This window comes from Streptomyces sp. S063 (assembly GCF_002832675.1).
Taxonomy (GTDB): Bacteria; Actinomycetota; Actinomycetes; order Streptomycetales; family Streptomycetaceae; genus Streptomyces; species Streptomyces sindenensis.
Genome location: NZ_CP021707.1, coordinates 6,333,635 through 6,345,545, shown reverse-complemented (window position 1 = coordinate 6,345,545; position 11,911 = coordinate 6,333,635). Strand labels below are relative to the sequence as shown.

The following is an 11,911-nucleotide window of genomic DNA, read 5'->3' as shown; positions in this document are numbered from 1 at the left end:
GGTGTTGTACGACTCGATCTACGGCGAGACCGACTCGCCCCTGGGTGAGGACTTCGCCGGCTGGGACAGCTCCTACACCGGTGAAGCGATCCCGCTGGAAGAAATGCGGGAATGGCGCTCGGCAACAGTGGAACGAATCCGCTCCTACGCCCCCCAGCGAGTCCTGGAGATCGGTGTCGGCTCAGGCCTGCTGATGGCACCCCTGGCACAGGACGTCGAATCGTACTGGGGAACGGATCTTTCCCAGGCCGTCGTCACCCGCCTCACCGGACAGATCACGGACCGGGGCTGGAAACACGTCCAGGTCCGCTGCCAGAGCGCCGACGACTTCACCGACCTGCCGACAGGCTACTTCGACACCATCGTCATCAACTCCGTCGCCCAGTACTTCCCCGACCACCACTACCTCACCTCCGTCCTCAACCAAGCCCTGGAACTCCTCACCGAAAACGGCCGAATCATCCTCGGCGACATCCGCCACCTCGGACAACTCCGCACCTTCCACACCGCAGTCCAAACACCCAAAGCAACCGACACCGCCCAACTCCACGCCTCAGTCGAACGCGCACTAGTAGTGGAAAAAGAACTCCTGGTCCACCCCGACTACTTCACCAACCTCGCCACTCATCACGGCATCGGCGTGGACATCCGGATCAAACGCGGAACAGCACACAACGAACTCACCCGCCACCGCTACGACATCACCCTCCACAAAAACCCCCAGACACCAACCAACCTCGCCAACCTCCCGGCGCTGCACTGGGGAAGCGACGTCACCACCCTCGAGCAGCTCGGGGAACAGCTGGCCGAAGACGGCCTGCGCGTGGTGGGTGTTCCGAACGCACGCCTGACCGGTGAAACAGCCGCCGTCCACGCCCTGGACACCGGCGAGAACCTGGACGCCGTACGGTCGGCACTCACCTCCGCCGCCGGAATCGACCCCGAAACATTCCACGAGTGGGCCACCGGACACGGCCTCGAAGCGGTCTCCACCTGGAACACCGAACAGCCCGCCTCCTTCGACACAGTCCTGCTACCCGCAGGCAGTACCCAGACGGTGACCGGCACCTACCAGCCCTCCACCAACAACAGCACCACTCTCACCAACTCCCCAGCCCGATCCCGCACCACCGGAACACTCATCACAACCCTCCGGCAGACACTGCAGGACCAACTGCCCGACTACATGGTCCCGTCAGCCATCGTCACCCTCGACCACATACCCCTCACCCCGAACGGAAAGACCGACCGCAAAGCCCTCCCCGCACCCGACTACACATCCACAGGCAGCGGCCGCCCACCCCGCACACCCCAAGAAGAAATCCTCTCCACCCTCTTCGCCGAAGTCCTCGGCGTACCCAGCGTCACTGTCGACGACAACTTCTTCGCACTCGGCGGACACTCCCTCCTCGCAACCCAACTCAGCAGCCGAATCCGCACCACCCTCGGCACCGAAACACCCCTACAAACACTCTTCGAAGCACCCACCGTCGCCCAACTCGCACCACGCCTCACCCAGGGCGTAACACGCCCCGCCCTCGTTGCGCAGCCCCGCCCCGAGGCACTGCCCCTCTCCTTCGCCCAGCAGCGACTGTGGTTCCTGCACAAACTGGAAGGCCCCTCAGCCACCTACAACATGCCCCTCGCCATGCGACTGACCGGCGACCTCAACCACCAAGCACTCCACGAATCCATCAACGACGTCATCACACGCCACGAAGCACTCCGCACAGTCTTCGGGGAGGCTGACGGGCAGCCCCTCCAGCGCGTCCTCAACCCCGAACACGCCCATATCGAGCTGTACGTTCAGCAGGTCGACCAGGCCGACGTCATGCAGAGGCTGCATCAGGCCGCCCGCCACGAGTTCGACCTCTCGCTTGACATACCGCTGCACGCCGAGCTGTTCACCGTCAGCCCGACCGAGTCCGTACTCCTGCTCGTCATACACCACATCGCCGGTGACGGCTGGTCGCTGGCACCCCTGGCCCGCGATCTGGTCGCCGCTTACACCGCCCGGTTGGAGGGTGCGGCACCTCAGTGGCCGCAGCTGCCGGTGCAGTACGCCGACTACACCCTCTGGCAGCGCGACCTGCTCGGCGACGACACCGACCCCGACAGCCCCTTCACCGCCCAACAAAACTACTGGGCCGAACAACTGGCCGGTCTGCCTGAACAGGTCACCATCCCCACCGACCGACCCCGCCCCGCCATCGCCAGCTACGCCGGCGACTCCACCACCTTCCACATCGACCCCGACCTCCACCAAACCCTCTCCGAACTCGCCCGCTCCACCGGCACCACCATGTACATGGTCCTCCAGGCCTCCTTCGCCGCCCTCATGACCCGCCTCGGCGCCGGAACCGACATCCCCCTCGGAGCACCCATCGCCGGACGCACCGACGAAAACCTCGACCAACTCATCGGATTCTTCGTCAACACCCTCGTCCTCCGCACCAACACAGCCAACAACCCCACCTTCACCGACCTCCTCACCCAAGTCCGCCAAACCAGCCTGGCCGCCTACACCCACCAAGACATCCCCTTCGAACACCTGGTGGAAAAACTCAACCCCCACCGCAGCACCACACACCACCCCTCTTCCAGGTCATGCTGGCCCTCCTCAACACCAAACAGCCGAACTTCGAACTGCCCGACCTCCAGGCGGAGCCGGTCGGGGTGGGCTTGGGCACGTCCAGGTTCGACGTGTTCATCAACATGGGCGAGCACCGGGACGACAACGGCACACCGGCCGGCATGACCGGCACCGTCGAGTTCGCCACCGACCTCTACGACCGCTCGACGATCGAAGCACTCACCACACGCTGGACCCGACTGCTCCAGGCCATCGCCACCGACCCCAACCAGCCCATCAGCTCCCTGGACGTCCTCACGCCCGGTGAGGCCGCCCAGCTTCAAGACTGGGCGAGTGCTCCGAGCGCGGGACCGGGTGTGGCGACTCTGCCGGAGCTGTTCGAAGCCCACGTACGAGCCACACCGGACGCCATCGCCCTCGAAACCGACGACACCACCTGGACCTACACCGAACTCAACGCCCGAGCCAACCAAATCGCCCACTGGCTCATCAGCCGAAGCATCGGCACCGAACAACTCATCGGCCTGGCACTACCCCGCAGCGCCGAACAACTCGCCACCATCCTCGGCATCACCAAAGCAGGCGCCGGCTACCTGCCCATCGACCCCGACTACCCCACCGACCGCATCACCTACATCCTCACCGACGCCACCCCCACCCTCCTCCTCACCACCAAAGAACTAACCCAGGAACTGCCCAACGGACTCGCAGTCGAGGAACTAGCCGAAGCCTGGGACAGGCAACCCACCACCAACCCCACCGACACCGACCGGGCCACTCCCCTGACAACGGCGAACACCGCCTACACCATCTACACCTCCGGCTCCACCGGCCGCCCCAAAGGCACCGCTGTCCCTCATACCGGACTGGCCGGCGTCACGGCCAGCCTGATCGAGTGCTGCGCGACGGGTCCCGGCAGCCGCGTCCTGCAGCTGGCCTCCCCCAGCTTCGATGTCTCGATCATCGAGATCCTCATGGCCATCAGCCGTGGCGGCGCTCTGGTCGTGCCCCAGCCCGGCCGCCTCGCGGGGGACGAGCTCGCGCGGGTCCTGGCCGACCGGCGCGTGACCCACGCCTTCATCCCGCCGTCGGCGCTGGCGAGTATGCCCGAGGGCACAGCTGCCTCACTGTGTGACCTGCACACCGTGCTGGTGGCGGGAGAGGCGTGCCCGACGGAAGTCGTGGAGCACTGGTCGCCGGGTCGCCAGATCATCAACCTGTACGGGACGACGGAGACGTTCGTCAGCTCCATCAGCTCCCCGCTATCGGACAGGCATGTCACGATCGGGCGGCCGATCATCCACACACAACTCTATGTGCTGGACGAGTACCTTCAGTTGGTGCCGCCGGGTATCGTCGGCGAGCTCTACAACGCGGGTACGGTCATGGCTCGCGGGTATCTGGACCGTCCTGGTCTGACGTCCGAGCGGTTCGTGGCCGACCCGTTCGGTGAACCGGGCGGGCGGATGTACCGCACCGGCGACCTGGTCCGATGGAACCAGGACGGCGAACTCGAATACCTCGGCCGCACCGACGACCAGGTCAAGATCCGCGGCTTCCGCATCGAACCCGGCGAGATCCAAGCCGCACTCACCCGGCTCCCCGGAATCGCCCAAGCCGTCGTCATCGCTCGTGAGGACCAGCCCGGCGACACCCGCCTGGTGGCCTACGTCGTGCCCGAAACAGACCACAGCGTGTCGACCGCAGAGGTACGCGACCATCTGCGGCAGCAGCTCCCCGACTACATGGTCCCCGCAGCCATCGTGGCTCTGGACCGGATGCCGGTGACCCCGAACGGGAAGATCGACCGCGGCGCCCTCCCCGCCCCGGTCTACACCACGGCCGGATACGGGCGCGGTGCCCGCACCCCACAGGAACAGATCCTGACCGCGGCCTTCGCCGAAATCCTCGGCCTGCCGAACATCGCAGCCGACGACAACTTCTTCGACCTCGGCGGCCATTCACTCCTCGGCACCCGCCTCATCAGCCGCATCCGCACAGCGCTCGGCGTAGAGATCCCCCTCCGCGCCATCTTCGAAGCCCCCACCGTCACCCAACTCGCCCGCCGCCTCGCCGACCACGCCGGCGAACTCCGACCCGCCCTGACACCCCAGGCCCGACCCCGGGCACTGCCACTGTCCTACGCCCAGGAACGCCTGTGGTTCCTCAACCAGCTCGAAGGCCCCTCCGCCACCTACAACATGGCCTTCGCCCTACGCCTGACCGGTGACCTGCACCGACAGACACTCCAAGACGCCCTCAACGACGTGATCAACCGGCACGAGGCACTGCGCACCGTCTTCCGGAGGACCGACGGGCAGCCCGGCCAGCACATCCTCGACCCCGACCAAGCCCAAATCACCCTGCACATCCAGCACATCGACGAGACCAATGTCGCTGAGACGCTGAACCGGGCTGCACGTCACGAGTTCGACCTGTCCACGCAGGTGCCGCTGCATGCCCGGCTGTTCACGATCAGTCCCACCGAGTCGGTGCTGATGCTGATCGTCCACCACATCGCGGCCGACGGCTGGTCGATGGCCCCACTGGCCCGCGACCTCATCTCCGCCTACACCGCCCGCCTCACCGACACCACCCCCGACTGGCCACACCTGCCGGTCCAATACGCCGACTACACCCTTTGGCAACGCCACCTTCTCGGCAAGGAGACAGACGTGACCAGCGCGTTCACCCGTCAGTACGCATATTGGGCCGAGCAGCTCGCTGGTCTGCCGGAGCAGGTGACCATCCCCACCGACCGGCCCCGCCCCGCCGTCGCCAGCAACGCCGGCGACGTCATCCGGCTGAACCTTGACGCGGACCTGCACCGGCACCTCTCCGAGCTGGCCCGTACCACTGACACAACCGTGTTCATGGTGCTCCAGGCATCCATGGCCGCGCTGATGAACCGTCTCGGCGCGGGAACGGACATCCCGATCGGCAGCGGCATCGCCGGACGTACCGACGAAAGCCTCGACGACCTCATCGGGCTGTTCGTCAACTCGCTCGTGCTGCGCACCAACACAGCTCGCAACCCTGTCTTCACCGATCTGCTCGCGCAGGTCCGCCGGACCAGCCTGGCCGCTCACGCCCACCAGGACATCCCGTTCCAGTACCTGGTGGAGAAGCTCAACCCGCACCGCTCCGCCGCGCAGCACCCGCTCTTCCAGGTGGCTTTCGTGCTGCAGAACACCGAAGAGGCAGACTTCAAGCTGCCGGACCTCGAGGTCCGCCCGGAGGAGACGCACACCAGCACCTCACGCCTCGACGTGCTCATCAGCCTGGGTGAGGAGCACGACCTTGAGCGCGCTCCGATGGGGATCAGCGGCTTCATCGAGTTCTCGACGGAGCTGTACGACCGGGCCACGATCGAGACGCTGATCGAACGGTGGACGCAGTTGCTGCGGGCCGTGGCCGCCGACCCCTCCCAGCGGATCGGCGCGCTGAACATCCTCACCGTGCGTGAGCGCCTCGACCGAGCCGTCCAGTCAGAACGAGCCGACCAGCCGACATTGCCCGATCTCTTCGAGGCGCGGGTGCAGGCCGCGCCGTCCGCTCCGGCTGTCGATGGCGGCGATGTCTCGTGGACGTACGAGGAGTTGAACGAGCGGGCGAACCGCATCGCGCACTGGCTGACCTCGCGCGGCGTCGGCGCTGAGGATCTCGTGGGTGTGGTGCTGCCGCGCAGTGCCGAACAGGTCGCGGTGATCCTGGGCATCGTGAAGGCGGGCGCCGGATATCTCCCAGTGGACCCGGACTACCCGGCCGACCGGGTCGCGTACATGCTCACCGACGCCGCTCCGCGAGTGGTTCTGACGACCAGCCAGCTGGCATCGGGGTTCCCGGGCGCGCTGGCGCTCGAAGATCTGACCGAGGACTGGGAGAGGCAGCCTGTCACGAATCCGACGGACACAGATCGGGTTGCTCCTCTGACGGCGGCGAACACCGCGTACACCATCTACACCTCGGGTTCCACCGGCCGGCCCAAGGGGGTAGCGGTCACGCACACCGGGCTAGCGTCGTTGACGGTGACGCACCTGGAGCGGTTCGCCCTCTCGCCGGACAGCCGGGTCCTGCAGTTCGCCTCACCGGGATTCGACGGAGCTGTGTGGGAGCTGGTGATGGCCCTGACCACCGGTGCCGTGCTCGTGGTCCCGAGGTCACGACGGCTGGTCGGAGAGGAACTGGCCCGGCAACTGGCCGAGCGCAGGATCACGCACGTGTCGCTGCCGCCGTCGGCGCTGGGCACGATGCCGGCGGGCAGCGAGTCCGCTCTGGTCGACCTGGCCATGCTGGTGGTGGCCGGTGAGGCGTGCTCGCCCGATCTGGCCCAGCGGTGGTCGCAGGGCCGCCGGATGATCAACTCCTACGGGCCGACGGAGTCGACGGTCGATGCCACGGCCAGCGAACCGCTGTCGGGTTCACACGTTCCGATCGGCCGGCCGGTGGTCAACACCCGTGTGTACGTCCTGGACGAGAATCTGCAGCAGGTACCGCAAGGTGTCGCCGGCGAGCTGTACATCGCGGGCCGTAGTCTGGCCCGCGGTTACCTCAACCGGTCCGGCCTGACATCCGAGCGGTTCGTGGCCGACCCGTTCAGCGGGGCCGGAGACCGGATGTACCGCACCGGCGACCTCGTACGATGGAACCGCGACGGCGAACTCGAATACCTGAGCCGGACCGACGACCAGGTCAAGATCCGCGGCTTCCGCATCGAACCCGGCGAGATCCAAGCCGTCCTCACTAAGCACGCGGAGATTTCGCAGGCGGTGGTGGTTCCGCGTGAGGACCAGCCCGGCGACACCCGCCTGGTCGCCTACATCGTCCCGAGACCGACGGTGGTGCCGAACAGGTCGAGGACTGGCGGGAGTTGTACGACTCGATCTACGGCCAGACCGACTCGCCCCTGGGTGAGGACTTCGCCGGCTGGGACAGCTCCTACACCGGTGAAGCGATCCCGCTGGAAGAAATGCGGGAATGGCGCTCGGCAACAGTGGAACGAATCCGCTCCTACGCCCCCCAGCGAGTCCTGGAGATCGGTGTCGGCTCAGGCCTGCTGATGGCACCCTTGGCACAGGACGTCGAATCGTACTGGGGAACGGATCTTTCCCAGGCCGTCGTCACCCGCCTCACCGGACAGATCACGGACCGGGGCTGGGAACACGTCCAGGTCCGCTGCCAGAGCGCCGACGACTTCACCGACCTGCCGACAGGCTACTTCGACACCATCGTCATCAACTCCGTCGCCCAGTACTTCCCCGACCACCACTACCTCACCTCCGTCCTCACTCAGGCGTTCCACCTTCTCGCCGAGGGCGGCCGAGTAGTCCTGGGCGACATCCGGCATGTCGGGCTGCTGCGCACCTTCCAAACCTCCGTGCAGGCACCGCGGGTTCCCGATGCCGAGGAACTGCGTTCCGCGGTGGAGCGCGCGTTGGTTGCGGAGAAGGAACTCCTGGTCCACCCGGACTACTTCACCGCCTTCGCAGCCACTCACCGTGCCGGTGTGGACATCCGGATCAAACGCGGAACAGCACACAACGAACTCACCCGCCACCGCTACGACGTAACCATCCACAAGAACCCGGCGGAGCTGGCCGACAATGCGGGGCTGGGTGACCTGGCCGACCTGCCGGTTCTGCGCTGGGGAAGTGACGTCACCACCCTCGAGCAGCTCGGGGAACAGCTGGCCGAAGACGGCCTGCGCGTGGTGGGTGTTCCGAACGCACGCCTGACCGGTGAAACAGCCGCCGTCCACGCCCTGGACACCGGCGAGAACCTGGACGCCGTACGGTCGGCACTCACCTCCGCCGCCGGAATCGACCCCGAAACATTCCACGAGTGGGCCACCGGACACGGCCTCGAAGCGGTCTCCACCTGGAACACCGAACAGCCCGCCTCCTTCGACACAGTCCTGCTACCCGCAGGCAGTACCCAGACGGTGACCGGCACCTACCAGCCCTCCACCAACAACAGCACCACTCTCACCAACTCCCCAGCCCGATCCCGCACCACCGGAACACTCATCACAACCCTCCGGCAGACACTGCAGGACCAACTGCCCGACTACATGGTCCCGTCAGCCATCGTCACCCTCGACCACATACCCCTCACCCCGAACGGAAAGACCGACCGCAAAGCCCTCCCCGCACCCGACTACACATCCACAGGCAGCGGCCGCCCACCCCGCACACCCCAAGAAGAAATCCTCTCCACCCTCTTCGCCGAAGTCCTCGGCGTACCCAGCGTCACTGTCGACGACAACTTCTTCGCACTCGGCGGACACTCCCTCCTCGCAACCCAACTCAGCAGCCGAATCCGCACCACCCTCGGCACCGAAACACCCCTACAAACACTCTTCGAAGCACCCACCGTCGCCCAACTCGCACCACGCCTCACCCAGGGCGTAACACGCCCCGCCCTCGTTGCGCAGCCCCGGCCCGAGGCACTGCCCCTCTCCTTCGCCCAGCAGCGACTGTGGTTCCTGCACAAACTGGAAGGCCCCTCAGCCACCTACAACATGCCCCTCGCCATGCGACTGACCGGCGACCTCAACCACCAAGCACTCCATGAATCCATCAACGACGTCATCACACGCCACGAAGCACTCCGCACAGTCTTCGAGGAGGCTGACGGGCAGCCCCTCCAGCGCGTCCTCAACCCCGAACACGCCCATATCGAGCTACGCATCGTCCCCACGAACAAGGACGGACTCGCCGATCGCGTGGACCAGGCCGCCCGTCATGAGTTCGACCTGTCCGCCCAGGTTCCGCTGCGCGCCGAACTGTTCACCGTGACCCCGACCGAGTCGGTGCTGCTGCTCGTCATCCACCACATCGCCGGTGACGGCTGGTCCGTGGGCCGGCTCGCACGGGACCTGGTCACCGCCTACACCGCCCGCCACACCGGCACCGCCCCCGACTGGCCCCAACTTCCGGTGCAGTACGCCGACTACACCCTCTGGCAGCGCGACCTGCTCGGCGACGACACCGACCCCGACAGCCCCTTCACCGCCCAACAAAACTACTGGGCCGAACAACTGGCCGGTCTGCCTGAACAGGTCACCATCCCCACCGACCGACCCCGCCCCGCCATCGCCAGCTACGCCGGCGACTCCACCACCTTCCACATCGACCCCGACCTCCACCAAACCCTCTCCGAACTCGCCCGCTCCACCGGCACCACCATGTACATGGTCCTCCAGGCCTCCTTCGCCGCCCTCATGACCCGCCTCGGCGCCGGAACCGACATCCCCCTCGGAGCACCCATCGCCGGACGCACCGACGAAAACCTCGACCAACTCATCGGATTCTTCGTCAACACCCTCGTCCTCCGCACCAACACAGCCAACAACCCCACCTTCACCGACCTCCTCACCCAAGTCCGCCAAACCAGCCTGGCCGCCTACGCCCACCAAGACATCCCCTTCGAACACCTGGTGGAAAAACTCAACCCCCATCGCTCCTCCAGCCATCACCCGCTGTTCCAGATCTCTCTGGGGCTTCAGAACACCCAGCAGCCGAACTTCGAGCTCCCGGGACTCCACGTCGAGTCCGGCGGCGTCGGTACCGGCACCGCGCGGTTCGACCTCGCCATCGTCGTAACCGAGGAACGGGGCGACGACGGTGAGCCCTCCGGCATGAGCGGGTGATCGAGTTCTCGACCGATCTGTACGACCGGTCGACGATGGAGGCAATCACCACACGCTGGACCCGACTGCTCCAAGCCATCGCCACCGACCCCTCCCAGCCCATCAGCTCGCCCGACATCCTCACCCCCACCGAACACAACCAACTCCGCGCATGGGCGACCACACCCCGCCCCGAGATCAACGACACCACCCTGCCCGAGCTCTTCGAAGCCCGGGCCAAGGCTGGCCCGTACACAACCGTTCTCGACACCGGTGATGCCACCTGGAGCTACGCCGAGCTGAACGCCCGTGCCAACCAGATCGCGCACTGGCTGATCAGCCGGGGTATCGGTGCCGAACAGCTCGTCGCCCTGGCGCTGCCGCGCGGTGCCGAACTGTTCGCAGCGATCCTCGGCGTGGTGAAGGCGGGTGCCGGGTATCTGCCGGTCGATCCGGACCATCCGGCCGACCGCATCGCCTACATGCTCACCGACGCCGCTCCCGCGCTCCTGCTCAGCACGGACCGATTGGCGCGGGACCTTGTCGGCGGCGAGACCGAGATCATCCCCCTCAGCGCCTACTCGGCCGACGCGGACCAGCAGCCGAGCAGCAACCCGACCGACGCGGACCGGGTCGCCCCGCTCACTCCCCGGCATCTCGCCTACACGATCTACACCTCCGGCTCCACCGGCCGTCCCAAGGGCACTACCGTCACCCACACCGGTCTGGCCAGCCTCGCTGCCACCTTGGGCGACCGTTCCGCCACCGGCCCCGACAGCCGTACCCTGCAGCTGGCCTCGCCCAGCTTCGACGCCTCGATGCTGGAATTCCTCCTGGCCGTCAGCAACGGCGGAACCCTCGTCCTCCCTCCTCCCGGCCGTCTCGCCGGCGAAGAGCTCGGGCGCATCCTTGCCGAGCAGCGGATCACCCACGCCTTTATTCCGCCGTCCATCCTCGACACCGTCCCGCCCGCGATCGCACAGAATCTGCCCGATCTCGTGCATCTCCTCGTCGGTGCCGAGCCGTTCCCGCCGCATCTGGTCGACCTCTGGGCTCCGGGGCGGGCGCTGTACAACGTCTACGGCCCGACGGAAACCACCGTTCTCACCACCATAAGTCGCCCACTCGCCCAGCTGCCGACCCCGATCGGGTATCCGAACCACAACGTCCGGACCTATGTCCTGGACGAACGTCTTCAGCAGACGCCTGTCGGGGTGGGCGGTGAGCTGTACGTCGCGGGCCGTGGTCTGGCCCGTGGCTACCTCAACCGGTCCGGTCTGACGTCCGAGCGGTTCGTGGCCGACCCGTTCGGTGAACCGGGCGGGCGGATGTACCGCACCGGCGACCTGGTCCGATGGAACCAGGACGGCGAACTCGAATACCTCGGCCGCACCGACGACCAGGTCAAGATCCGCGGCTTCCGCATCGAACCCGGCGAGATCCAAGCCGCACTCACCCGGCTCCCCGGAATCGCCCAAGCCGTCGTCATCGCTCGTGAGGACCAGCCCGGCGACACCCGCCTGGTGGCCTACGTCGTGCCCGAAACAGACCACAGCGTGTCGACCGCAGAGGTACGCGACCATCTGCGGCAGCAGCTCCCCGACTACATGGTCCCCGCAGCCATCGTGGCTCTGGACAGCATCCCACTGACACGCAACGGAAAAATCGACCGCAACGCCCTGCCCCCC

Annotated in this window: 1 protein-coding gene and 3 pseudogenes; all 4 read left to right on the top strand. The window is 66.5% G+C overall.

Annotation, left to right across the window (positions count from 1 at the left end; genetic code table 11):
- Positions 1 to 103: 103 nt before the first annotated feature.
- Positions 104 to 2,853: pseudogene (locus CCZ36_RS36555) on the top strand (condensation domain-containing protein); the annotation flags it as partial.
- A gap of 96 nt (positions 2,854 to 2,949) precedes the next feature.
- Positions 2,950 to 7,422, top strand: a pseudogene (locus CCZ36_RS36055) (amino acid adenylation domain-containing protein); the annotation flags it as partial.
- A gap of 230 nt (positions 7,423 to 7,652) precedes the next feature.
- Positions 7,653 to 10,244 carry a condensation domain-containing protein gene (locus tag CCZ36_RS28825; RefSeq protein ID WP_335755828.1) on the top strand — a complete coding sequence of 864 codons (2,592 nt, stop codon included), beginning with the start codon at positions 7,653 to 7,655 and terminating at the stop codon, positions 10,242 to 10,244.
- A 35-nt stretch (positions 10,245 to 10,279) separates the two neighbouring features.
- Positions 10,280 to 11,827 (top strand): annotated as a pseudogene (locus CCZ36_RS28820) (non-ribosomal peptide synthetase); the annotation flags it as partial.
- Positions 11,828 to 11,911: the final 84 nt, after the last annotated feature.